Source organism: Nostoc sp. PA-18-2419 (assembly GCF_005869855.1).
Lineage (GTDB): Bacteria > Cyanobacteriota > Cyanobacteriia > Cyanobacteriales > Nostocaceae > Nostoc.
Map to the genome: position 1 here is coordinate 43040 of NZ_SZNH01000014.1, position 25673 is coordinate 68712.

The following is a 25673-nucleotide window of genomic DNA, read 5'->3' on the forward strand; positions in this document are numbered from 1 at the left end:
TTTGGATTAAATATATATATTTCGTGAAACATTAAATTGAACCAGTCATAGATAATTTTTTTTGAATACTGAATTCTTTCTTTATAAAGGTAAAACAATGGAATTTGAAACTAGAGCAATTCATGAAGGTCAGCAATCAGACCCTCAAACAGGTGCGGTAATTGTCCCCATTTACTTGACTTCCACCTATGAACAAGAAGCTATAGGTCAGCACAAAGGATATGAATATTCTCGCACGGGTAACCCTACCCGCACTGCTTTGGAAGAGGCTTTAGCTTCTCTGGAAAATGGTAAATTTGGTTTAGCATTTGCCTCTGGCTTGGCTGCAACCACCACAGTATTAAGTCTGCTCAAAAGTGGTGACCATATTGTTGCTGGCGATGACTTATATGGCGGTACTTATCGTTTGCTAGAAAAGGTTGTAAAAAATTGGGGCGTGACAACTACCTATGTAGATATTGATAATATTGCTGATTTTGAAACTGCGATTACACCAAATACGAAGTTGATTTGGATTGAAACTCCTACCAATCCTTTGTTAAAAATTATTGATATTGCAACATTAGCAAGTATTGCCCGTAAACACAATCTCATCTTAGTAGTTGATAACACCTTTGCGAGTCCTTATTTTCAAAGACCCTTAGATTTAGGCGCTGATATTGTGGTTCACAGTACTACCAAATATCTTGGGGGACACAGCGATATTATTGGTGGCGGAGTTATTACATCTAATGAGCAAGTATACACTGAACTGAAGTTTTATCAAAATGCGATCGGGGCAATTCCTAGTCCTTTTGATAGTTGGTTAGTACTGCGAGGTATTAAAACTCTAGCTGTAAGAATGCGCGAACATGAAAAAAACGCTTTATTTTTGGCTAAATTTTTAGAAAAACATCCTAAAGTTGAGCGAATTTATTATCCAGGATTACCTAGTCACGAACAATATCAACTAGCAAAAGAGCAAATGTCTGGCTTTGGGGGGATGATTAGTTTGGAATTAAAAGGTGGTTTTGCTGAGGTTGAAAGATTTGCTGCCCGACTCAAGTTGTTTTTGCTGGCTGAAAGTTTAGGAGGAGTAGAATCACTGCTTTGTTATCCCAGCAAAATGACTCACGGTTCTCTACCGGAAGCGGAACGGCACAAGCGGGGAATAAAAGATAATTTAGTCCGTCTTTCGGTAGGAATTGAGCATCAACAAGATTTACAAGCTGATTTAGAAAATGCTCTGACTTGAAAAATAGCGACTTTAATTCAATCCTCCACCATACCACAAAACTTTTTTGCAAGAGGTCTATTGATTCACCAATTGTGAATTGCCAAAGATGCCTTCTTCAAATAATCAGTTCAGACAAACTTTGCAATCCGCACAATACATCAATTAGGCAACAAAGTCTAAAGAGGCAAACACGTTCGTAGTATCTTGCACAACAGCAATTAGGTCACCATATCTGTAGATCAAGGTATCTAAGGCTGCACTACCGCTGAAATTCGAGGTTTTTTGGAGAGTGTAATCACTAATACTACCGCCAACTCTAATCTTGTCACCTTCCGACCATTTAAAGTCTGTAATGATGGCATATCCACTGCCCAAATAGTCGATGTTAGTAAAAGACCCGTTGTAACCAAGGCTAAATGTATCTGCCCCAGCACCGCCAGTATACCTGTCGATTTCGCCACTACTACCACCGTAGCCACTGAAGAAATCATTGCCTGCACCACCAATCATTGTGTCATTTCCATGTCCCCCGTACAGCAGATCGTTACCATCTTCACCACTTAGGTAGTCATTTGCAGGGGTGCTGCTACCATTGGTAATTTCGTCACCGAAGAGTATATCACCACCTGTCCCACCATAAAGTGAGTCATTACCAGCCCCACCGATGAGATTATCAACGCCATCACCACCATAGATATAATCGTTTCCGCCCTTACCTTGGAGGTAATCATTTCCTCCCAAACCACTCAGATAGTTTGAGTAATCATTTCCTGTAATCTCATTGTTGAGGGTGTTGCCGAAGCCATAGTAAGCAGTATCTGCATATAGTAATGTCAAATTTTCTAGGTTAGCCCCGAGAATATAGCTAGTATAAGATAAAACCGTGTCAGTACCTTGGTTACTAAATTCAGTAATAGTATCTGCTGTATCTCCTGTCAATGCAGAAATGAGGTAGGTATCATTGCCTGTTCCTCCCAATAAAGTATCAGTGCCTCCTCCACCCCAGATAAAGTCATCACCAGCTTCACCAAAAATAACATCATTGCCGTTGTCTCCGAAAAGGTAATCTTTGCCTGCGCGGCCGAGGATGGTATCGCCGCCCTCACCACCATAAACATAGTCATCTCCCTCTCCAGCATCGATAATGTCACCTCCGCCTCGGCCATAAATAATATCGTTGCCTGCATAGCCAAAAATGGAGATATCAGCGGATTCAGTACCGTTTAAGTTGTCATTACCAGAAGTGCCATAAATAGCCATAATATTGATGTCCTCTTACAATTTTTTTAAGACTGGCGCCAAGTGTCATATTTTTTTAGTCGGGAGTGGAGCTAAAAACTCCGCTCTAGACCGCATAACACAAGATATATGTAATATTCCCGACATATATCCCAATAAGGATATTCTGTTTTTCGGATTTCCTTAATTTCCTTCATTGTTTGTGATGTAATTTACCAAGTCGTACCAACTTTTTGAAATTAAAGTTGGTAAATTAGGGATTAGTTGAGCTAATTTCTCCTGACGCAACTATGCCATTGGATTTATCGCCCCTTTGGATATCACTTAAAACTTCATTACTTGCTACATTTATTACTTTCTTCTTAGGCATTGCTGCTGCCTACTGGATGCTAAGATACCGTGGCAAAGGGAAATCGTTGATTGAGGGTATCTTTATTGCTCCTCTAATTTTACCGCCGACAGTTGTAGGTTTCTTATTGCTGCTATTTTTTGGTAAAAATGGCCCTGTAGGGAAATTCATGCAGACTTTTGACTTCTCTATTGTCTTTACTTGGTACGGTGCAGCGATCGCCGCCACAGTCGTTTCTTTTCCTTTAATGTATAAAACAGCACTAGGAGCATTTGAACAAATAGATAGAAATCTGCTGCGAGTAGCCAGAACCCTTGGTGCAAGAGAAGCTACAATCTTTTGGCGTATTAGTTTACCCCTAGCACTACCTGGTATTTTAGCTGCCACAACTCTGGCCTTTGCCCGTGCTTTGGGAGAATTCGGGGCGACATTGATGCTGGCTGGTAATATTCCTGGACAAACGCAGACAATCCCAATGGCGATTTACTTTGCTGTGGAAGCGGGAGCAATGGATGAAGCGTGGTTTTGGGCGCTCGCAATTATGGTGATTTCTCTATCTGGAATTATTGGAGTTAACTTCTGGCAAGAAGTGAGGGAGAAGAGGAGAGCAGGGAGCATACAGCAGGGGGCAGGGGGCAGGGAGCAGGGGGCAGAGGGAGAAATTTTTTATCGGCCGGACTCTAATTTTGAGTTGCGTGGATTGTTTGTAGACATTGAAAAAATACTTCCTAGCTTTGATTTGAAAGTTAGTTTTACTACTAATGACCAGCCTTTGGGGTTATTGGGTAGTTCGGGGGCGGGTAAGAGCATGATTTTGCGCTGCATTGCGGGGATAGAAACGCCGACAAGAGGGCGCATAGTTTTAAATGGCAGAGTGTTGTTTGACTCGGAAAAAGGAATTAATCTACCCAGTCGCGATCGCCGCATCGGTTTTTTAGTGCAGAATTACGCTCTGTTTCCCCACATGAGTGTGGCGCAAAACATCGCTTTTGGTTTGCCCAAAGGATTATCACCAGGGAGTATTAAGGTACAGATAGAAGGACTATTATTAAATATGCAGTTGCAGGGATTAGGCGATCGCTATCCGCACCAGCTTTCTGGAGGCCAACAACAACGGGTAGCTTTGGCAAGAGCATTAGCCAGTCAACCGGAAGCATTGCTTTTGGATGAACCTTTTTCTGCACTCGATACCCATCTGCGTAGTCAATTAGAGCAGCAAATGATAGAAACTCTAATAGATTACCAAGGTGTGACTTTATTTGTCACTCATAATATGGAAGAGGCTTATCGACTTTGCCCGAATTTATTGGTACTGGAGCATGGTAGAGTCGTTCATCATGGTAGCAAATACGATATTTTTGAGCGTCCTACCACTGTGGGTGTTGCCCAAATCACTGGGTGCAAAAACTTTTCTCAGATTATTCTTCAGTCACCGCAACAAGTGGAAGCAATTGATTGGGGTTGTACTCTCCGAGTCGTGGAAGCAATGAACAGCGAATTGTCTCATATTGGTATTCGTGCCCATCAAATTCTTTTTACCAATGACTCATCCCCTGAAAACACCTTTCCCTGTTGGATAGCACAGACGAGTGAAACGCCCCATCGAATGACACTATTTGTCAAACTACATTCTGCTGCCAATAATTCTCAAGATTACCATTTGCAAGCTGAAGTTTTTAAAGAAAAATGGGCGAGTATCAAAGACCAACCTTTTCCTTGGTATGTGCGTTTAGATCCCTTGCGCTTGATTTTGATGGAATAGAACGCACAGATGTAAGTAGGTCGGTGTAAATTAATTATTGTTGGGATAAGGCAGTTTTTGCTGGGGCAGGGAGCAGGGGAAAAGGAGACGACTGGTATCACAGATGCTATCACAACGTGAGCAAGTCTCCCCTGACTGTTGCTGTTCTTGAGTTGACTCTACAATGTCTCTATTTGTAGCAAAGCCGTTGAGGATTAATCCCCGAATAATTGATACCTCTTTGTCTAAGTTTCGCGCATAATTTTCATATTTTGTAGTTGCCTCCTTCAAATTGTAACGTTTCAAACTTGAGTTCTGAGATGATCGTCGGCGATGCCGAGCGCTTACAGCAAGTCCTATATAATCTTTTATCGAATGCGATCAAATTTACGCCCGAAGGTGGACGAGTCGAAGTTAGGCTCATGTCTGACAGAACTCACGCTCAAATTCAAGTCAGTGATACAGGACAAGGAATTTCGGCAGACTTGTTGCCGTATATTTTTGAGCGATTTCGTCAAGGAGATTCCAGCACCACGAAAGCGAAGCCAGGGCTGGGACTGGGGCTATCGATCGCGCAGTATCTGGTTGAACTGCATGGTGGCACAGTTCAGGCAGAGAGTCCGGGTTCAGGACAAGGAGCAACGTTCACCGTCAGGCTGCCAAAAAGGGATCTACAAGGGGAGTTTACACTGTCGAGCGATTTAAAGCCTACTGCGTTAGAAGTCGCCCCAGATCCTTCGAGCGATGCTGTCCCCTCATTGTCGGGTTTACAGATTTTAGTGGTTGACGATCAAGCCGATGCCCGTGACATAGTTAAATTTGTGCTGGAAGACTACGGGGCCCAAGTGCTGAGTGTGGCATCTGCAAGAGTTGTGCTAGCGGTTCTAAGTAAAAACCCCAGTTGGTTTAATGTGCTAATTTGCGATCTGGGAATGCCGGAGGAAGATGGCTACTGGTTGATTCGGCAAGTGCGATCGCTGAGTGCAGAAGCCGGAGGGCAAATTCCAGCCATTGTGCTGACTGCCTATGCAAGTGAGTCACAACAACTGAGCATTGAGGCTGGGTTTCAAATGCACGTTGCTAAACCTGTCGAGCCAGATCAATTAGCGTTGTTCGTTGCAAACCTAGCAGGACGAGCTTAGAAAATTAGCGTTTATCTTAATAGCACTGGTTTAAATCTACACATTCATCAAATCATCCAAGATTTATCGTTTTACTTCTCCATTGATAAATCAAAGGGCTTATACCTTTCTTTGAATTACGAATTAGTAATTATTTGCTCACTGACTTTAAAATATCGTAAACGGTTTTTACTTCAAGCGCCCAGACCCAAAGAGCCTCGGCGCTTGAATATTAGGTTGCAGACAAACTTCTGCGAAGTGGGAGAATTATGCAGGCATCATGTGCATAGATCTGCAAGTTTCTGCACATTTGCGGCAAGCAGCAGCACATTCCATCATTTTGGCATCGTCGCTCATCATTTCACAAGCCATAGCACAGCGATCGCACATTTCTGCACACAGCATACAAGTACGTCCCATGAACTCAGAACCGCCCATCATCATGTTCATACACATCATGCACATTTCTGCACAATCGCGCATCATCGTCATCATGCTCATCATGCTATTGTCCATCTGCTTACCACCTTTGCTCATGCAGTAAGTCATAGTTTCCATGCACATTTTGTGACACTCCATACAAGCTTCCATACAAGCTTGCATTTCGGAAGTCATGGTTTCAGCCATCATCATCATCATTGGAAATACCTCTTGATTTATTGATGCATTAATGCTGTCCTTTTCAGGACTACTTCTAACAGTAGTTCTATATTTTTAAGGAGTCAATGGGATATTTTATCGACAATTTATAAGCCTCCTATTCCGATATAATTACCGGGAATTTAGATTAATTCTACAAATATTTAGTGTTGTTTTTCTGAAAATTCATATATATTAAGGCTTAAATACTCCCGTTTTTCAATGGGGTTTTATTAAGCAAATCAACTTTAGGTTGGAGATTACAAGTTATAGTTAGATTGAAAAAGAAAATAATTTCATTTTTTTTAACAAATACCTAAAAATATTTATTAACTTCTATTAACTTGAAGATAGATAAGCTTGAAAATTACGCAACCAGAACAAGAAAATCTTTTGATCAATACAGCATGTAAGGGTTTAGCAATAATTCATTAAACGTGCGTTGTTGCACTCCAACCGTTTGAACTGCCGATTCGATAACTTTTTTGTTTGCTCGTATCGCATAAGTAGATTGATTCAAGCGACAAAACCCAATATCACACCATAAAATATTTTTGCAAGAGGTCGAATACAAAGTTAAGAAAATAGGAAGTTGGGTTTATCATGTGAAAACCCAACAAAGCTGTCAAATTATAGCTATTGAACTCGCGTTAAAGTGCCTTAGACCAATAATATCTAGCGCACTTTACTACAAAATAGACATGAGCAGGCGCACCGTGGCAACACTAATGATTTAGCTTGGCAGTGTGATCGCATCTCAATTATGCAGGTACAAACTTCAGCGAAACACCATTCATGCAGTAACGTTCGCCAGTTGGTGCGGGGCCGTCGTCAAAGACGTGACCCAGATGACTACCACAGCGACTACAATGCACTTCAGTTCTGGTCATAAAATGCGATTTATCTACAGTAGTGGCGATCGCACCTTCAATAGGTTTAAAGAAGCTAGGCCAGCCAGTACCGCTATTAAATTTGCTATTAGATGTAAACAGTGGCTGTTCGCACGCAGCACAATAATAAGTGCCTTCATCATATTGCTTATCGAGTGGACTGGTGTGAGCGGGTTCAGTTCCATGTTTACGCAATACACGAAACTGTTCTGGCGTTAAAACACTGCGCCATTCTTCCTCAGGTTTGCTAATTTCAAATCTACTGTTAGAAGTTGTCATTTCTTCTGACCCCCAATTAATATACCTTGATAACAAGACTGTGCCGACTATTACTACACTAGCCTCTAAAAAATAGCGTTTGTCCATATATCTATTATTTTCTATTTTTGCTCTACACAAAAAACAAGATATTATTTCTTGGAGATGCCTAAATAAAAACAAAGCGCCCCCTTTCCAGGAGGCGCTTTTTATTCAGCTATTACTGAAGTATTAGCCGTTGATTGCAGGAGCGGTCATTGCTACAGGGGCGACATCACCAGCAGCCAAGTCTAAGGGGAAGTTGTGAGCGTTACGCTCGTGCATTACTTCCATACCCAGGTTAGCGCGGTTGATTACGTCTGCCCAAGTGCTGATAACGCGACCTTGAGAGTCAATGATGGATTGGTTGAAGTTGAAACCGTTCAGGTTGAAAGCCATTGTGCTGACACCCAAAGCGGTGAACCAGATACCAACAACAGGCCATGCAGCTAGGAAGAAGTGCAAGGAACGGCTGTTGTTGAATGAAGCGTATTGGAAGATCAAGCGACCGAAGTAGCCGTGGGCTGCAACGATGTTGTAGGTTTCTTCTTCTTGACCGAACTTGTAACCGTAGTTTTGAGATTCGGTTTCGGTGGTTTCACGAACCAAGGAAGAGGTTACCAAAGAACCGTGCATTGCAGAGAACAAGGAACCGCCGAATACACCAGCCACACCTAACATGTGAAAGGGGTGCATCAGAATGTTATGTTCCGCTTGGAACACAATCATGAAGTTGAAGGTTCCAGAGATACCCAAAGGCATACCATCAGAGAAAGAACCTTGACCGATTGGGTAGATCAAGAATACTGCGGTAGCAGAAGCTAGAGGTGCGCTGTAAGCTACGCAAATCCAAGGACGCATTCCTAATCGGTAAGAAAGTTCCCACTGACGGCCCATGTAGCAGGCGCAACCGAGCAAGAAGTGGAAAATTACCAACTGGTAAGGACCACCGTTGTACAACCACTCATCTAAGGAAGCAGCTTCCCAGATGGGGTAGAAGTGCAAACCGATAGCGTTAGAAGAAGGAACAACTGCACCAGAGATGATGTTGTTTCCGTAAATCAAAGAACCTGCTACTGGTTCACGGATACCATCGATGTCCACAGGAGGAGCAGCGATGAAAGCAATTGTGAAGCAGACGGTAGCGGCTAGCAGAGTAGGAACCATCAGTACACCGAACCAACCTACATAAATGCGGTTATCAGTGCTGGTGATCCACTCGCAAAACCGATCCCATACGTTGGCGTTAGAACGCCGTTGTAAGGTAGTTGTCATTGTTTTATGAGTGCTATGTTTTGTTAAATATGAAACAGGCTAACTTTTTCACCTGTTGAAAATAAGTCTACATGAATTTACTTGAACCTGACATTTTGCTTAACATTCTGTAATATTTACGTTGTAAAAGCTCATCTAACTGTAAAGTTTTTCGTCGGATTTTTACCAGTGATAAAAACCACCAAAAGCCTTGATTTGCTTGATGTTAGGAAGTTGGGAGACCAAATCAATTTCAACTAATTGATCCCTTATTTACTTAGCTTTATATTTCTTAATAAATAAACTTAAAACTCTTTAATAAAAAATATCTTGTAAGGATTGAGAATCTAAAACTCACAATTTTTGGAGACATGAATTTGAGAATTTGAGTAAAATTAACCAGTCATACCACATTATGATTTACTAGCGATTCTTACCAGAGGCGGAGTATCTTTGCTTGATCCTGATTTTTAGGTACTGCCTAGTTTATGCTTGAGTAACACTTTCACCACAGTTGCTTGTTTAGAAAAAACTTAGATTAAAAATCAAAATATATATACGGTAAGCTACCTTCAGGAGCTAATAACCAAACTGCATAGAAGCATAAGGGTACGAAAACAAGCTTTACAGGCCAGTTAAACTCTAACTTCAACATCCGATTGAAGGCATAAACGATAGCCATCAGAGTAGCTAAAGTTGTTAGTATCCAAGCAAGTTGGTATTGGCTAATATTTAAAGCTTCTACATAAACCTTCTCAGCAAACTGTGCGTCCGCAGGATAGCCCCAAAGGTGTCGAGTTACCGTAAAAGAGTCTTGGAGGTTAGGCAGGCGGAACCAAATCCAAGAAGTAAAAACCATTAGTTGAGTCAACAGCCAAGCTACAAATATACCCAGAGGATTTTGCCAGAAATGCTCTAGCTTTTCAAAGCGATCGCTAATTACATCCGTAAGTCGATGAACCACCAATCCTAATCCGTGAAGTATGCCCCATACTACGTAGCCTAAAGCAGCTCCGTGCCAGATACCAGCAATTAGCATCACAATAAATAAATTCCCACAAGTGCGAGTCAAACCCTGACGTGAACCACCTAAAGGAAAGTAAATATAGTTACGTAGCCAATCGCCCAAAGTCATGTGCCAGCGCCGCCAAAATTCTGCAATACTAGTAGTGAAGTAAGGAAAATCAAAATTCTCAGGTAGAACTAAACCGAAAAGTAAAGCACTACCACGGGCAATGTCTACATAACCGTTGAAATCTAGATATAACTGCAAGCCATAGGCAAATGTAGCTAACCACAGATCGGTACTACCCGCTCGCTGTATATTGCCAAAACATAAATCGACAAAAATTCCTAGGTGGTCTGCCAAAATACCTTTCTTGACTGCACCTCTAGCAATTAACCACAATCCTTCTACGACCCTATTGGTAGTAGGTAAGTGTAAAGTATTAAATTGATTTACTAAGTTGTGGTAGCGCGTAATTGGCCCAGAAATTAGTTTTGCAAAAAATAATTTGTACGAGGCAAATTTTAGAAAACTATCTGTAGCCGGGGCACCTCGATATACATCTATTAAATAGGCAATACACTCAAAGGTAAAAAACGAAATTCCTAAGGGTGCAATCAATTTAAAAGAATTCTCTGATGGGTTTGTTTGGATGTGAAAAACAAACTTATATAAAGGAGTAAGATACTTAAAAACTAATAAAAGTAAAACATTGAGAATTATACCTAGCCACAAAAGCTTAAGACGACGTAAATTCCAATCACTTTCTACAAATTCCCAGTCTTCATTAGAAATTCGCCAGTCAGAAGAATGTTTTCCTAATGATGTATTTTTGCCAATTTCTACTCCTAAGCGAAAATTAATAAAAGTTAATGCTAATAGCAATGGTATGTATTGGAGATGCAAAGACGCATAGAAAACCAAACTGGCAATTAGCAGTGTCAACAATCGTAATTTTTGTTGTGCTAAAGACCAGTAAATTCCGAGTACACTTAACAAGAATAGCCCATAGAAAATTGAGATAAAGTTCATTTTTTAGTCATTTGTCATTGGTCATTAGTCATTGGTCATTGGTCATTGGAGTTAAGCAGTTTGGAATTCTTCCCTGTGCCCCTCTGTTCTCCATTGCCCCTAATCTCCACTTCATGGGGGCCCCGAGTTCCCCATCTCCTCATCTCCTACTTAGCTGGCCAAGGAATCATCGGGTCATTAGCCAACTTTTTCGAGACTTCGTAGGCACCAAAGCGATTGAGGTGGCTAGGGTCAGAAAAGTAATCATTTACTTTGAGCCACTGTTGGCTCAAATCGCGATAAATAAAGTTGGGATTAGTTGCTAAACGCAACATATATTGCTGAAATTCTTGCTCATAGTTTTGACGCACTGGATCTAAATAATCCTCTGTTAGAGGCATGTTGATAAACACTAAAGAAATTTTGTGAGCCTGTGTAAAATTAAGCACTTCTTGTAAGGCGACCTCTTGCTCTCCTCCTAGTTGGAAAGATTTATAGTCGTTATCATAATTTCCTGGAACTCGAGAATGTTTTTGATAATATCTAGCGGGATGAAAGCGAATAGATAAAGCTAGAAATCCATCAAAGTCAACTGCTTGCTTAGAAGTATCTTCTTCTGAATTACTATCTGTTTGCTGTTTTTGAGATGTGACTATCTGATTGTGACCAAATATGAGCAGTTGTTTTTGGAGTAAACTTTTAATTTGGTCACGGTTTTGATAGCTAGTAAAAACAGATGCTAAAGTCTGATTTAACCAATCATCAACAGCTTGATAACCATTAATTTCTTGCTTTTCTTCTTTGGTCTTTTCTTGCTTGGAATTTTCAGGCAAATTACCGCTACTTGAACTTGTAGAGATTTTTTGCAAGGCTTGCTTATAGCCAGATGATGTAGTAACGGATTTAAAAGTAATATCCTCACGTCCGCTATTGAAAGCACGGGCGCCATCTGCCCAGAGAATTAATTTTGGCAATTCTGACGGTTCTAAAACCTGGCGAATCACAAAGTCTACAACTTGCGCGGTAGCACCATTAATTCCAAAGTTGAACACGTCAATATTTGGATAACCCTGAGTTGCCAAAGCTTTAGAAAGTGCTGCTGGGTCAACTCCTCTCAGGGCGCGCGAGGAACCAATGATTAATACATCTGGCGGACTACCAGTTCTAGCCAGACGTTGTTTGTAGAGGGCTAATTGCTCGTCTAACTGTCTAACATTGAAACTTGGTATTTGCGATCGCGCTGCTAAAAGAATAGCAGTCGCCGTTGCTTTTTCTTTGAGTGGTGCGGCTGCTAAATTTCCGCTTTGTGTATCATCGGTTTGGGTAAATTGAGAAGCATTAAATACAGTACTTTGGTTTGGAGAAGATTTAGTTTTGGCAGTGCTAGGAAAAAATTTTGCTTGCTGGTTCGGATTTTTTTCAGAGGTCAATGATGCTTTTTGCTCAGAAGATGATGAAGGTGAGACATTAGTCATTGGAGAACTCGGCGTAGCGTGGGCAATAATTTGACTTAACACCCAATCACTTTGAAGGGTGAGCAATAATCCGAGTGTTCCCCAAACCAAAGCAATCTTAACTCCTTGAGCATCAGGGTTTAGCTGTGCTGACTGATGGCTTTCGGTAAATAGCTGAGTTGCTAAGAGGAATTTTTTTACTGCTGCATTTGCTGTTGCTAACCAATTGAGCGCTATTTCTGTAACAAAACTTTGAACTTCTTGTGTAGTTAAGTCTGGGCGCAAAATTGGCTCGCTAGTTTCAGCAGTTACCAAATCGTTAACATATTTAGAAGCAACAGCAAATTCTGGGGTTGCTTCTGGTACTAAACGTTGGCGATGTTCTAAATCGATACCATGATTCCAAAAAGGTTCCTTATTCCCAGCCCGCCGTCCGTAGACGCGGACTCCTTTAATACCAGGAATTTTTAACTGGCGGACAAACTGTGTAACTTTATTGGCTACTTGCGTTCGTCCAGGACAAACAGGTGCATCACACATAATGTGCAATAAATCACCTTTAATTAGCAGCAGAACGCGAATTCCACCCGTCAAAAGACGCCAATCGAGGTCAGGATTGAGTAAGCGTTCTAATAAAAAAACGATCGCTGGTTGGTCGCCTGTATTGGCTAAATCCAGTGGCGATGTCGCAAATACGGGATGTTCTTTAGCAGGTAAATCCACCCAATCAATCCAGCTAGGTTCCTTGTCACCTGCTTTTTCTCCGTAGATGGTGGCGGCGAGAATGCCTTGGGGAGCGATCGCTTCTAGCTGGGGTAAAATTGCCTCTAAGCACGCTACTTTATCTGGTATTGGAGCGGTTCCCAGGGGGTCATAAGCTGGGGTACAAAAAATATGCAGGGTTGATTCCTTGAGAGAAGCATGAACAGCAACTTTTAACTCTGACAATACCTCAGTTAGTAATCTGGCGATCGCTTGCACATCCCCCCAACGCGCCCACTCTTTGAGCATCACCTCTGGAGGCGTTAGATCTACTCGCACCAGCCAATCAGCCGCAGTTTCACCAGTTACTTGAGAAACAATGACTGCATCTGGGTAGCCCGAAAGCTTCAGATAACGTAATTTCTGGGCTATTGGTTCAGCCAGCAATGATGGGTCGGGACTATAGCTTGACTGGCAAAATATCCAGAGGCGATTTTCTTCAACTTGAGAATTCTTGGACTTATGTAGCTTAATCTTTGCCTGTACTGACACACCCAACGTACTCAGAGTTTCACTCAAATAGCGAGCAATGGCATCTGGGTTACCTTGGCGTGCCAAACTTTCATTAGAGACAATCAGCGCTCCCCCGACTTGTTTCGATTTTTCCGAATCTGCTAGTAAAGCTTGCTGTACCTGCTCTACATGCTTTTCAATTTGATTCAAATAAACTCGATGACACCATTTGGGGCGCTGTTCCCCTTTTCTTCGACCATAGACAAATACTTGGTATATTGAGGGTTGTTCGTTGTTTGTCAGAGTATCCAAATCTGTTTGCTGTAGTGCTTGCAGCAAATCAGATAAAGTACGCCAACGCTGCGGACATTCTGTCCCCTCACAAAGAATATGAAGGTCATTTCCCCGTAATCGGACTTTCACCCCGAAAGTGTTAATCCCTGTTGCTTGGCTGATCCATTGCACTAAGGATTGCTGGCGGTCTGGTAATACTGTTTTCATGGGAAATTAACTTTAACAGTCAGCGATTGTTAGGGGATAGTGCCTGCACTTGTAAACTAGAACCATAGGTGTATCACACTTTGACGGTTTTTTTTAACAATTTTGTTACCTTTGTAGCTTGCAAAATCAGCAAAGATAGTCTTGTACGGTTGCAAGTCAGACTAATGTTGAGTTTTGCGTTTATTTTACTCGCAGGGAGTCAAAATTTAGAAGTTAGAAGTCAGGAGTCAGAATTAGTAAATTGACAAGTCAGAATAATTTTATGTGACTAACTGAGAAATTGTCTTTTCTAGTCACAATCGCCTCTGACTAAGCTAATACTCCTTGCGGGCTAAACAAACAACCAATCGGATCCAATTTAAACTCCTTGTGTTGATATGTGAAGTCATCCTGACTCGTAACTCCTAAATTCTGAATTTTGACTTGTTTTGACTCATTTTTCCCTAACCAAGAATTAACAATGACAGCAGCTAACCAACAACCCTCAGCTAATCCTCCATCCAGTCTGGATTTTTTTAGCATTCCCCAATCGTTCCTCTTACAAATAGGTACAGCGTCTATGGTACTGCTGCTGATTACCGGAAAAACTACAGTCAGGGCACTAGAAGCTATAGGGGAAGCCAGTGAAGAATTATTTCGAGGCGATCGCTTACCCATCCTTGACTTTCCAGATGATAACGAAACTGAACAAACTTAGAAAATATACATCGAACAATTATTTGCTCAGGAAGAACATCGTGAGCATTAAGTGCAAAACCTCCAAGTGTAAACAGTAATTGGCTTTACAATCATCGAGAATATGAGTTCCCTTTTATACTCTTCATCGCCAACTGCGAATATATACCCGGTGTCGGAATTATTTTTGCGTCATCGTCTACAGGTAGTAGAAGAATTGTGGGAGTCAGTTCTGAGGCAAGAATGCGGCCAAAACATGGTAGATTTGTTGCGGCAATTGCGGGATTTGTGTTCGCCGGAAGGACAAACAACAAATGACCAAGCTTCCTCAGCCGTTAAGTTGATCGAACAATTGAATATCAATGAAGCAATCCGGGCAGCTCGTGCTTTTGCTCTGTATTTTCAGTTGATTAACATCATAGAGCAGGAATACGAACAAAGACAGCAATTGAGTCGCTATGAAGCCCAAACAGAAGCAACAGACCCTCAAACGCCACCAAATGCTAATTATTCCTCGAATCAAAGAGAAGAGGACGCACCTGTAAGCAAGGGACTAGCAGCAGACTTGCTGGCAAAGAATTATGTCCAAAAAGCTCAAGTCCAACTAAAAGGCACTTTTGCAGCCTTATTTCCCTATTTATTCAAACTGAATGTTCCCCCCCAGCAAATTCAACGTTTAATTGCCCAGTTGGATGTCCGCTTAGTTTTCACAGCGCACCCAACAGAAATTGTGCGTCATACCATCCGCGATAAACAGCGCCAAGTAGTACAACTGTTGCAAAAACTCGATGGCTTAGAAAATAGCTCCATTAGCACAGGAGTGGGATATCCTTGGGAAGCAGCAGATGTCCGCGAACAATTACTCGAAGAAATTCGTTTATGGTGGCGCACAGACGAACTTCACCAGTTCAAACCCACGGTACTCGATGAAGTAGATTATGCTCTGCATTATTTCCAAGAAGTATTATTTGATGGTATTCCGCAACTCTATAAGCGATTCAAATACACGCTAGCGAATACTTTTCCTTGGTTAGAACCGCCGAGTAAGAATTTCTGCTCGTTTGGCTCTTGGGTGGGTTCAGATCGAGATGGTAACCCCTCAGTCACACCAGAAATTACCTGGAAGACAGCTTGCTATCAGCGCAAAATGGTGCTAGGAAGATATATCCAGTCAGTGAAACAACTGATTGAATTATTGAGCGTGTCGATGCACTGGAGTGATGTTTTGCCAGATTTACTGGAATCTCTGGAATTGGATCAGTCCCAGTTGAGTGAAGTATATGACGCCCTAGCGCTGCGTTATCGACAAGAACCATATCGGCTGAAACTGGCTTATGTCCTCAAACGATTAGAAAATACCCGCGATCGCAATTTAGCTTTATACAATCGGGAAACGCCAAAAAATCAAGACAGTCCCCTCTACCGTTCTGGAGCCGAGTTTTTAGCAGAATTGCGGTTAATTCAGCGCAACTTGACAGAAACAGGTTTAAACTGCCGAGCGCTAGAAGATTTGATTTGTCAAGTAGAAATTTTTGGCTTTAACTTGACACAGCTAGATATCCGCCAAGAATCATCGCGCCACTCGGATGCGCTCAATGAAATTTTAGAATACTTGCAAGTACTACCCCGACCTTACGACGAACTCTCAGAGCCAGAAAGAGTTACTTGGTTAACCCAAGAACTGCAAACCCGGCGGCCATTAATTCCAGCAGAATTGCCATTTTCGGAAAAAACCAATGATGTGATTGAAACCTTTCGGATCTTGCGATCGCTGCAACAAGAATTTGGCGTCAACATCTGCCAAACTTACATTATCAGCATGTGCCGCCAAGTCAGCGACGTACTGGAAGTGTTGCTCTTAGCCAAAGAAGCCAGACTTTTTGACCCCGCCATTGCTGTAGGAACTATTCAAGTTATCCCCCTATTTGAAACAGTAGAAGACTTGCAACGCTCCAGAAGCGTTATGCGAGAATTATTTGAACTTCCTTTATATCGCGCTTTGTTAGCTGGGGGCTACAACAGTGCTAAGCAACGAGTACCCAGTGCTGAGTCTACTTTGCAACACCAGTCTGCTGAAGTCAGAGAAAATACACATACAACTAGCTCCTCAACGCTAAACACTGGGCGAGAAGTCAAAGCGGCAGCTGAAGCTCTAGAGAATTTCTCCCAAGGGGAAAGACCAAAGGCAAACAGTGACTCAACACTCACTCCTAACCTCCAAGAAGTGATGCTAGGGTATTCTGACAGCAACAAAGACTCTGGTTTTTTAAGCAGCAATTGGGAAATTCATAAAGCCCAAAAATCGCTGCAACAAATAGCAGAAGGCTACGGCGTGAATTTGCGAATTTTCCACGGACGTGGTGGTTCTGTAGGCCGGGGAGGGGGCCCAGCTTACGAAGCGATTTTGGCTCAACCGGGTAACAGCATTAATGGACGGATTAAGATTACCGAACAAGGGGAAGTTTTAGCTTCCAAATACTCCTTGTTGGACTTAGCTTTGTACCACATGGAAACCATCACTACTGCTGTGATTCAAGCTAGTTTGCTGCGAACAGGGTTTGATGATATTGAACCCTGGAATGAGATTATGGAAGAACTAGCGGCGCGATCGCGTCAACATTATCGTGCCCTAATTTACGAGCAACCTGATTTTATCGACTTTTTCCATCAAGTAACCCCAATTGAAGAAATTAGCCAACTGCAAATTAGCTCTCGTCCAGCGCGGCGTCCCTCTGGCAAAAAAGACTTAAGCAGTCTACGAGCTATTCCTTGGGTATTCAGTTGGACACAAACCCGCTTCTTGCTGCCTTCTTGGTACGGCGTCGGCACCGCTTTACAGGAATTCTTGAACGCAGAACCAGAAGAACATTTAAAATTGCTGCGCTATTTTTACATCAAGTGGCCTTTCTTCAAAATGGTGATTTCTAAAGCAGAAATGACCTTGGCGAAAGTAGATATGCAAATGGCACAGCACTACGTTCAAGAATTGTCAAAACCAGAAGATCAAGAGCGCTTTGTTAAGGTTTTTGAGCAAATTGCTAGTGAGTTCTATCTAACTAGAGATTTAGTCTTAAAAATCACCAATCACAATCGGCTCTTAGATGGCGATCCGGTATTACAACGATCTGTACAGTTACGCAATGGCACAATTGTACCTTTGGGATTTATCCAAGTTTCGCTGCTCAAGCGCCTACGCCAGTCCTTAAATACTACTGCTACTTCTGGAGTAATTCACTCCCGTTATAGTAAAGGTGAATTACTGCGAGGGGCATTGTTAACTATTAATGGTATTGCTGCGGGGATGAGAAATACAGGTTGATTGGGAATGGGGCATTGGGGAACTCGGGGCCCCTACGAAGTGGGGATTAGGGGCAATGGGGAATAGGGAGATGAGGGAGCAAAAGAGTAGACTTATAAAGACTCTTGGGTGAGTATCAAAGACTCATCTCAAATGCCCCATGCCACATGCTCAATGACTAATGACTAATGACTAAAAACAGAATTTTAATTTGTACATTTTTAGCACTATCATCTGGGTTTTTTGGTGCTTATACCACTGGACAAATCACCGTTATGCTGCACAACCAGAAGTGTCAAAATCAATATTGGGGTTTAAAAGTAATATGCAATACTGGGGCGACGCTAGGAGGAATGTGGCAAGGTAGCACAACAGGACTATGGACAGGTACAGTTTTAGGGGCGTTTATTGGTGGTTTGGTGACGCGCGAAACTCAAAATTAAGTAATGGATAAATTTATTGTCAGCAGCGTTAATKTCAGCAAGGCTGGTAAAATCTACCCATAGCGAACAAGAGCAAATCATCATGACTACTGAAACTAACCCAGGGAATCAAACTACTACAGGTGCCGATGCTGTTGATGAAGCGATCGCCCAAGGAATTGATTTTGATGGTTCTCCGATTCCGCCTGCCAAATTAGAACTTTATCGCCAAGTTATGGGGCTAGAGGGCAATAGACAGCGCAGTGGTGTATCTAATACCATGCGATCGCGCATTGTCCGCATCGGTGCCAAACACATTGCCCAAGCTGAACTCGATCAGTTACTTGTAAATGCTGATTTCGCACCCTTGAAAGAAAAAGAAATTGCTTTTTATTACGCCGGCAAATAAGCAAAGTTAGAAATTAGGAGTTTATATCTCCCCCTGCTTCTGGTACTACGCTACTCGCCACTCCCCAGTGAATCCTCACTTTTCTAACGTTTTGACACTCAACACTTGGGGTGGTGTGGAATCTGGTGGATAAATTACATCTACCTGTACCATGCGCTTAGTCGAGGGCGAAAGTACAAGTTGGACTAATGGTTCTAATACCTGCCCAGTTCTGTGCCATAAATGTACGTAGCGCGTTTTTTGTTCACCTTGGTCATCAAAGTAACGTAGCCGCACTGTACCACGGAAGAAAGGAAAATCTAGGGATGGTTTACGGAAACGCAGACCAGTTTGGGATAATTTATCTTCCTTTAGAGGTGTTTCTAAGGTGACAGCTACTGTTTGATTTTGGGCAGTGTTATTGCTTAAGGATAAAGTAAGTTTATACTCTATACCATAGTTTCCGTGTGCTTCGTATGCTGTATCAGGATAACGTACCAGCATTTTGGCTGTTTGAATTTGTTCGGTACCCAATCGACCACTCCGCAGTGTGTCTAATGCATAAGAAATAGCTTTGCCACGTACAGGAATGGTCAGATTTGTTGCTGTAGGATTATCCAGTAGTTTTACTTGCCATTGGGAACCTTGAGATACACCAGCTACACGCCCATAAATCAGTCCGCCACTGGTAGCATTTGGAGGAGTTGGTGTTTTATCTCGCGGCCCAGCGAAGTTACCAGTATCTAATAAAGCTTGCCATTCTGCCAGAGTCGGTGGGCGGTCGCTACCATCAGAATTTTTTTTGGCAAACATTGCTAAACTTGCTGCATAAACTCGATCGCTACTACGCAACCGCATAAAGCTAGACCGACCATTAACTGGTTTTTCCAAATTCCGTACAGGAATGGGATGATTTAGCAACATCTGGCTTTGTCCTGGAGGAATTATTAGTTTGGCGGGAAAATCGGCTTGTCGAATGCCTCTGAGTACATCGCCAGCAGCGCGATCGCCCGGTCCTGAATAAGCCTTACCATCGTTATTTTCAACGTAAGGAGCTAGGGTAACAAAGGGCGCATCTTGCATTAAATAACTTGCCGCTTGCAATACATCTACTGTTACGGGTTTTTTCCCAGGGTTATGCACAATTACACCCAGGTATAGCGTTTGTAAATCCTTGGGAGTGTGGGTGTAGTGATGGGCGAATAAGTCAAAGCGTCCTTGGAAAGGGAAATTAAGATGCGCGGCGGGAACTTTTTTACCGTTTGGGGGAAAGGTAGAAAGTAAAATACCCTCAGTTTTAATCCATTCTGGGCTATTGCTGTTAAAGACAGGTATTGTATCTAACTTGCCTGGTAAAGCCAGAACTTTGCCTGGTTGGACGATTTCTTGGGGCGTTGGCTGAGGTGAAGTTTGAGCGATCGCGGAATCATCGTTACGATTTGTGCTTCTAAAGGTTTGAGTTACAGCTAATCCTAATAAAAGTATCAATATAGGTAATGGTAATTTAGTTAGCATAAATTTGATTTTAAAATTAGCTGTGATATTAAAGATAATCAGTTATTGCTACAAGTTCCTTCAAGAGGATTTCTGAAAGGCCTGGGCTTAATAGCATTTTTTTACCATTTTTTTAAATATCTGTAAACAGATATTTTGTTCAGTATTAATACTGCTATATATTATATATTTAAGACTTTATAAATACACGTAGAACATATTATTTATACTGTAAGCTAATGCACCAAAACCTTCCAGTCATGTATTACAGAACCCATAACACTAAGAATGATATTAATTACAGGAATCAATTAAATTTTGTATTCTAAATAGAGAAGTTTTTGATTGATAATACTATAATAAAATGTTTACAAATGCTCAAAAAATACTTCTGGAACTAATCTTAATTCTCCTGATTTAAACCGAGAAATATCTATCCACAGTGCCCTATGTTTATGTTTTTCTGACTCAAAAAAAACTAAACTTTCCAACTGATAAAACTTAGGTTCAGCAAAGTCACATTGATAAAGTTGAATAATCTCATGACCTTGCCTACCATTGAATATAAATAAACTTTCTATACAACCTAAATAGCGAATATTTGTTAACTCTGCCTGAATTTCCTCTTGAAACTCCCGTTGTAGCGCATCGTGGCTAGTTTCCCCAAAGTCAATGCCACCACCTAAAGCACGATAAAATGTTTCTTGCTTTACAGGATCGTAGCCTTCAGAAACAAAAATGCGTTCGCCATCTCGAATCAGTCCTAAGACTAACACTCGAATTTCGCCAGGTTTCTTCATTGTTGTAAATTAATTATCGTAATTATCGTAAATAGAGTGAGAACGACTTTCACTATCTTCAACAGGCCAATCTTCATTTTCACCGCCGATATATAAGTCTTCGATAGTGACATATTCCTCACCCAGTTGCGTGAGAGCGTTGATTAAAATATCCAGGGCGATCGCATCACTAGTTCCCAAGTCAAACCAACAACGCGCCCACTGTCCTTGATATTCAAATTCACCCATATTGTGCATCAAGGCTAGTAAGCTTTTGTCGTACCCTTGGGAATCATAATTCATATAGCTGAGTTCAAGTCCAGTTTCCTGTACCTGGAGATTTTCTGCATTAAATGCACCCAATTTACCCAGATAAAACCAGGAATCAAAAGCTTCTTCGATATACTGCTTTTCACGCTCAGAAGGAATTGTGCTGAATTTTAGCCAAATCCATACATCAAAAGGATTAAATTCACGGAATTGAATTTGCATTTTAGTCAAATATTTTAATTATTTTTACCGAAGATAAGCATATCAGAGTGGGGAGGTGTGGGACGGGCGGGAGGATGGAGAAGAAATCTTGCCCCCCTCTCTCCCCACACCTCCCACACTTCCTGCTTGCCCAATACCCAATGCCCAATTACCTTGAATTATTTAGGCTCAGAGTATTTTTACGCTCAGTCTCGATTTGTTTGACTAAATTACTTGGGAGTTGGGATTTTTTAGTCAATGCTTTGTCAAAGTTAGCGATCGCTTCCTGAATCAGCTGCTGACTTTTATCCTTTTCTCCTTGTCGTTTAAGAATTTGAGCTTTGAGATAATAAATTTCTGGATTTTCGCGTGCGCTTTTGATTGCTCGGTCAACATATTCTAGTGCTTGAGGATACCGTTTTAAATCTCTGTAGGCAAGAGCGATACCTCGATCCACGAGATATTCAGGAGCGGCATTTTCTTGTAAGCGTCCAATTGCTTGATCTGGATTGGCAAAAGGCAAATTAACCGCTAACAATAAATCCATATAACCCTTGATTAAATTCAGCTCTGGATCGTTAGCAGAAATCGCTTCAGCTTTGTCTAAATACTGATAAACTTGCCGCAGCCGACCGAAAGCCTCTGGCACCCCTTTGGCTGTACCCTGACGAATGAGAATTAGCGAGCCTTCAAAAAAATGACCAACAGCAGTATATAAATTTCCACGCAAAGGGTCGGTAGAAATCAACTTTTGGGCGCTTTCCAAAGTTTTCTGGGTGTAGGTGTCTAACTTAGCCCAATCCTTATTTCCGTATGCTAAAGATGCCTTCATAGCATAAGCTAGAGGTTCATTTGGCTCTTTGGTTAGCGCTTGAGTGAGGTAACGCTCTGCTGCTGGATAGTTACCTTGTTGGAAAATCGCTTCAAAAGCTGCTTGAGTTTGATCGCCAATTTGATGAGGTTCTTTAGTGCGAAAGGGATCGCCAGCTAGTGAAGGATTTATCAAAAGATGAAGTGCGATCGCAGTCCCAAAAGCCAGCTGAGCAACTAAGTTGAGCTTAGCAAACACGACTAATTGAGAACTAGAAAACCTTTTAGTCATTTTAACCCTCAGAATAATTGCGGTTGAAATAGTTGTATGTGTTACTTAAAATGCAAAAAATGGTTAATTTTAAATTGTGTCTGCTTTAGGCAAAATTTTCTACCAAGATTGACTTAGGTAATTTTTTCATGTTCCCAAGCATGTTGTAGCCATTAGACCTGTTGCAAGAGGGGGAAAAGGGTAAAGGTTAAAGGGGAAGGGGACAATACAGAACTTTTCCCCTTCTCCCCACTTCGTGGGGCCCCCACCTTCCCCTTTTTCCGACTTATGCAAGAAGTCTATTGATAAGGGTAAGTCTGCCACAATGGAGAAAAGGTGGATAATTCTTGCTGCTAGATTAAGGTGTTAACGCAAGTAATGTACTAGAAATTTTTTGCTGAATTTTCCAGTTGCTCTCGGTGTAGTTAATCAGTAATTTGCTGACTTTTTGGTAATCTTAACAAATGCTCTATCTCCGAAATCTAATTTATCACCCCACAGCGTGTCCAACAGCTATTCTTAAATCGATCAACTTAGAATTAGCACCCCAGCAGCTAGGTCTGATTATTGGCCCGAGTGGTTCTGGTAAAAGTACTTTACTAGAAATTTTATCCGGACTAGCCGAACCCACCTCTGGCGGACTCTTTTGGCGCGAACAAGAACTGATTCCTGAACAGCTACAACAATTGGCTGGATTGGTGTTTCAGTTTCCAGAGCGGCATTTTTGCGGTAGTTCGATTTTAGAAGAATTGCGTTTAGGACATCCTGAATTAGGCTCAGATCGAGTCAGACACGCCTTGAGTGAAGTGGGATTAGAGCATTTATCGCTCTCCACTGCCCCCCATGCTTTGAGTGGTGGTCAGCAGCGGCGTTTAGCTTTAGCAGTGCAATTAATTCGCCAGCCAAATCTACTGTTATTGGATGAACCGACAGCTGGGTTAGATTGGTCGATGCGGCGGCAGGTGATAAATTTATTAGCAAAACTCAAACAAGATTGGACACTGTTGGTAGTGACACATGATGCTGGAGATTTGTTAGCGATCGCAGACTGTTGTTGGACACTCAACCACGGTGAACTAAAATCAGTTGACTCAAAGACACTTGAAGTGAAAGTTAAAGAGCCTCTGCCAGCAGTATAAGTTGGGGAGTGGAGGAGGCACAGGGGCAGGGAGCAGGGGGCAGGGAAGAATATCTTCCCCTCTGCTCCCTTGCTTGTTCCAATGCCCTACGCTCAACGAGCAATAACTAATAATTAATAACTAATGATCAACTTATTGCCGGAAATGGCAGAAATTTGGCAGCAAACCGTTAATTGGCAACCAAGTGTCCAACAACAGGCGCAATTCCAGAGACTTTATGAATTAATCCTAGAAGGTAACCGTCAATTAAATTTAACTCGCATTACTGACCCCCAAGAGTTTTGGGAAAAACATCTTTGGGATTCATTGCGGGGAATTGCGCCCCACGGGCAATTTATTTCGTCTTTCCAAGAAGGTGCATCAGCGATCGATATTGGTACAGGTGCGGGTTTTCCAGGTATTCCACTGACAATTACTGCACCTAATTGCCCAATAACTTTGATGGATTCAACTCGTAAAAAAATTAATTTTATTGAAAAAGTCTTAACTGAACTTGCTTTAATAAATGCCAAAACTCTTGTTGGTAGGGCTGAAGAAATTGGTCAGCAAACCGAACACCGACAAGCTTATGATATTGCCTTAATCCGTGCTGTAGGGACAGCCTCCGTTTGTGCAGAATATACTCTACCACTGGTTAAACAGGGAGGTTTAGCAATAATTTATCGTGGTAATTGGACAGAGGATGAGACAACAGCTTTGGAAAATGCTGTTAAGCAATTGGGTGGCGTTATTGAATTAATCGAAAAATTCATCACTCCTATAACTAAGAGTATCCGCCATTGTATATATTTGCGTAAGGTAACGACTACACCAGTTCAGTTTCCCCGAACTACAGGTGTACCTGCTCAAAAGCCTCTTTGAAAAAGTGGTGCGCTAGACTTTGGCCTAACGCACTTTAGTTAAGATTTACTTTTTCTCGAGCGTTGCTATTTAAGCAAATTTAAATTTTTTCGCGTCTGCAAACCGCTTGTTAATCTCATCCCAGTTAACCACGTTCCACCAAGCCTCTAAATAATCGGCACGACGGTTTTGATAGTTAAGATAATATGCGTGTTCCCATACATCATTACCCAGGATGGGGTACTTGCCTTCGCTAAGGGGACTATCTTGATTAGCTGTAGACGCTACTTCCAGCTTGCCATCTTTGTTACGCACTAACCAAACCCAACCACTACCAAAACGACCAGCGCCAGCTTCGTTGAACTGTTTTTTGAAAGCCGCAAAACTACCAAAACTTTGATTAATAGCCGAAGCTATATCTCCTGTTGGTTCTCCACCACCTTTCGACTTCATAATTTTCCAGAACATCGAATGGTTCACATGACCACCACCGTTATTGCGTACTGTTTTGCGAATGTCTTCTGGTATTGTGTCAAGTTTTTGTAACAGTTCTTCAACACTTTTGCTTTTGAGTTCTGGGTGTTTTTCTAATGCCGTATTCAGATTTTTCACATAAGTTGCGTGATGTTTATCGTGATGAAATTGCATTGTTTTGGCATCAATGTGTGGTTCTAGGGCTTCGTAAGCGTAAGGTAAAGGTGGTAGTTGGATAGCCCCAGTAGTGTTTGATGTTGTGTTTGATGTTGTGTTTGGTGTTGTGTCGGGAGTTGGAACATTTCTCTGGACAGAATTTTCTGCTGATGCACAAGCATCCAAAGTCAAAGCACCCGCACCTGCTGCGAGTAAAAACAAGAAATAGCGTCGATTAACAGTCATATAAGTTTTTGCAGCGAATCTATGTCAATTAATTGGTCGTTCTCATTTTCTTAGATTCTGGTTGCAAAAAATTAGGGAATTGGGAGTAGGTAGAGACGCGACGCCAGTCGCTACAACGGGGGAACCCCTGCAAGGCGCTGGCTCATTAATCGCGTCTGTGAGAAGTAGGGAGATGCGGGAGTGTGGGGAGAGATGAGGAGATTGGGAAGTGTGGGGAGTGTGGGAGGAAAAAAAATTTATACTTCTGGCTTTTGGCCTCTTCCCTCTGGTCTCATAC

General features: G+C 41.9%; 20 protein-coding genes. 9 read left to right on the forward strand and 11 right to left on the reverse strand.

Annotated features, from left to right (window positions below; all coding sequences use genetic code 11):
* Positions 1 to 97 precede the first annotated feature (97 nt).
* Complete coding sequence (locus FCR06_RS16110; RefSeq protein ID WP_138501387.1) at positions 98 to 1234, forward strand: cystathionine gamma-synthase; 1137 nt, start codon at positions 98 to 100, stop codon at positions 1232 to 1234.
* A 144-nt stretch (positions 1235 to 1378) separates the two neighbouring features.
* Here the strand turns inward: FCR06_RS16110 and FCR06_RS16115 are convergent, their stop codons facing one another.
* Positions 1379 to 2476, reverse strand: coding sequence for a calcium-binding protein (locus FCR06_RS16115; RefSeq protein WP_138501389.1), 1098 nt, complete (start codon positions 2474 to 2476; stop codon positions 1379 to 1381).
* A gap of 269 nt (positions 2477 to 2745) precedes the next feature.
* Here FCR06_RS16115 and modB point away from each other — a divergent pair, with 269 nt between their 5' ends.
* Both modB and FCR06_RS16125 read left to right on the forward strand, forming a co-directional pair.
* The gene (gene modB, locus FCR06_RS16120; protein ID WP_138501391.1) at positions 2746 to 4566 is read left to right on the forward strand and encodes a molybdate ABC transporter permease subunit; all 1821 of its coding nucleotides are present in this window, start codon (positions 2746 to 2748) and stop codon (positions 4564 to 4566) included.
* 287 nt (positions 4567 to 4853) lie between these two features.
* Complete coding sequence (locus FCR06_RS16125; protein WP_223280162.1) at positions 4854 to 5687, forward strand: ATP-binding protein; 834 nt, start codon at positions 4854 to 4856, stop codon at positions 5685 to 5687.
* Positions 5688 to 5933: 246 nt separating this feature from the next.
* Here FCR06_RS16125 and FCR06_RS16130 read toward each other — a convergent pair whose 3' ends face one another.
* The 5 genes from FCR06_RS16130 to FCR06_RS16150 form a co-directional block, all read right to left on the reverse strand.
* Positions 5934 to 6305 carry a four-helix bundle copper-binding protein gene (locus FCR06_RS16130; RefSeq protein WP_138501393.1) on the reverse strand — a complete coding sequence of 124 codons (372 nt, stop codon included), beginning with the start codon at positions 6303 to 6305 and terminating at the stop codon, positions 5934 to 5936.
* Between the two features lie 761 nt (positions 6306 to 7066).
* Positions 7067 to 7561 (reverse strand): peptide-methionine (R)-S-oxide reductase MsrB, encoded by a 495-nt coding sequence (gene msrB / locus FCR06_RS16135; RefSeq protein ID WP_138501395.1) that lies wholly within the window; start codon positions 7559 to 7561, stop codon positions 7067 to 7069.
* 123 nt (positions 7562 to 7684) lie between these two features.
* Complete coding sequence (gene psbA, locus FCR06_RS16140) at positions 7685 to 8767, reverse strand: photosystem II q(b) protein (protein ID WP_138501397.1); 1083 nt, start codon at positions 8765 to 8767, stop codon at positions 7685 to 7687.
* Between the two features lie 517 nt (positions 8768 to 9284).
* The gene (locus tag FCR06_RS16145; RefSeq protein WP_138501399.1) at positions 9285 to 10784 is read right to left on the reverse strand and encodes an MBOAT family O-acyltransferase; all 1500 of its coding nucleotides are present in this window, start codon (positions 10782 to 10784) and stop codon (positions 9285 to 9287) included.
* Positions 10785 to 10930: 146 nt separating this feature from the next.
* Entirely contained in the window at positions 10931 to 13933 is a 3003-nt protein-coding gene (locus FCR06_RS16150; RefSeq protein WP_138501401.1) for a DUF1574 family protein, read from the reverse strand.
* A gap of 460 nt (positions 13934 to 14393) precedes the next feature.
* On the opposite strand from FCR06_RS16150, the gene FCR06_RS16155 reads away from it, so the two are divergent.
* The 4 genes from FCR06_RS16155 to FCR06_RS16170 all read left to right on the forward strand — a co-directional run bounded on the left by FCR06_RS16155 (position 14394) and on the right by FCR06_RS16170 (position 18737).
* Positions 14394 to 14630 (forward strand): hypothetical protein, encoded by a 237-nt coding sequence (locus FCR06_RS16155; protein WP_138501403.1) that lies wholly within the window; start codon positions 14394 to 14396, stop codon positions 14628 to 14630.
* 102 nt (positions 14631 to 14732) lie between these two features.
* On the forward strand, positions 14733 to 17927 hold the full coding sequence (locus FCR06_RS16160; RefSeq protein ID WP_138501405.1) for a phosphoenolpyruvate carboxylase: 3195 nt from the start codon (positions 14733 to 14735) through the stop codon (positions 17925 to 17927).
* Between the two features lie 167 nt (positions 17928 to 18094).
* Positions 18095 to 18349 carry a hypothetical protein gene (locus FCR06_RS16165; protein ID WP_138501407.1) on the forward strand — a complete coding sequence of 85 codons (255 nt, stop codon included), beginning with the start codon at positions 18095 to 18097 and terminating at the stop codon, positions 18347 to 18349.
* 82 nt (positions 18350 to 18431) lie between these two features.
* Positions 18432 to 18737 carry a DUF4090 family protein gene (locus FCR06_RS16170; RefSeq protein ID WP_138501410.1) on the forward strand — a complete coding sequence of 102 codons (306 nt, stop codon included), beginning with the start codon at positions 18432 to 18434 and terminating at the stop codon, positions 18735 to 18737.
* A gap of 75 nt (positions 18738 to 18812) precedes the next feature.
* On the opposite strand, the gene FCR06_RS16175 is transcribed toward FCR06_RS16170, so the two are convergent.
* The 4 genes from FCR06_RS16175 to FCR06_RS16190 all read right to left on the reverse strand — a co-directional run bounded on the left by FCR06_RS16175 (position 18813) and on the right by FCR06_RS16190 (position 22562).
* Complete coding sequence (locus FCR06_RS16175) at positions 18813 to 20231, reverse strand: DUF3370 domain-containing protein (RefSeq protein WP_138501412.1); 1419 nt, start codon at positions 20229 to 20231, stop codon at positions 18813 to 18815.
* A 347-nt stretch (positions 20232 to 20578) separates the two neighbouring features.
* The gene (locus FCR06_RS16180) at positions 20579 to 21010 is read right to left on the reverse strand and encodes an NUDIX hydrolase (protein ID WP_138501414.1); all 432 of its coding nucleotides are present in this window, start codon (positions 21008 to 21010) and stop codon (positions 20579 to 20581) included.
* Between the two features lie 9 nt (positions 21011 to 21019).
* Positions 21020 to 21481: a DUF3531 family protein gene (locus FCR06_RS16185; RefSeq protein ID WP_138501416.1), complete on the reverse strand. Its 462-nt coding sequence runs from the start codon at positions 21479 to 21481 to the stop codon at positions 21020 to 21022.
* 148 nt (positions 21482 to 21629) lie between these two features.
* A complete protein-coding gene (locus FCR06_RS16190; protein WP_138501418.1) occupies positions 21630 to 22562 on the reverse strand; it encodes a Sll0314/Alr1548 family TPR repeat-containing protein in 933 nt (310 codons plus the stop codon).
* Positions 22563 to 23005: 443 nt separating this feature from the next.
* On the opposite strand from FCR06_RS16190, the gene FCR06_RS16195 reads away from it, so the two are divergent.
* On the forward strand, positions 23006 to 23680 hold the full coding sequence (locus tag FCR06_RS16195; RefSeq protein ID WP_138501420.1) for an ABC transporter ATP-binding protein: 675 nt from the start codon (positions 23006 to 23008) through the stop codon (positions 23678 to 23680).
* A 123-nt stretch (positions 23681 to 23803) separates the two neighbouring features.
* Entirely contained in the window at positions 23804 to 24541 is a 738-nt protein-coding gene (gene rsmG, locus FCR06_RS16200) for a 16S rRNA (guanine(527)-N(7))-methyltransferase RsmG (RefSeq protein WP_138501422.1), read from the forward strand.
* A gap of 69 nt (positions 24542 to 24610) precedes the next feature.
* Here the strand turns inward: rsmG and FCR06_RS16205 are convergent, their stop codons facing one another.
* A complete protein-coding gene (locus FCR06_RS16205) occupies positions 24611 to 25396 on the reverse strand; it encodes a superoxide dismutase (RefSeq protein WP_138501424.1) in 786 nt (261 codons plus the stop codon).
* Positions 25397 to 25673 lie beyond the last annotated feature (277 nt).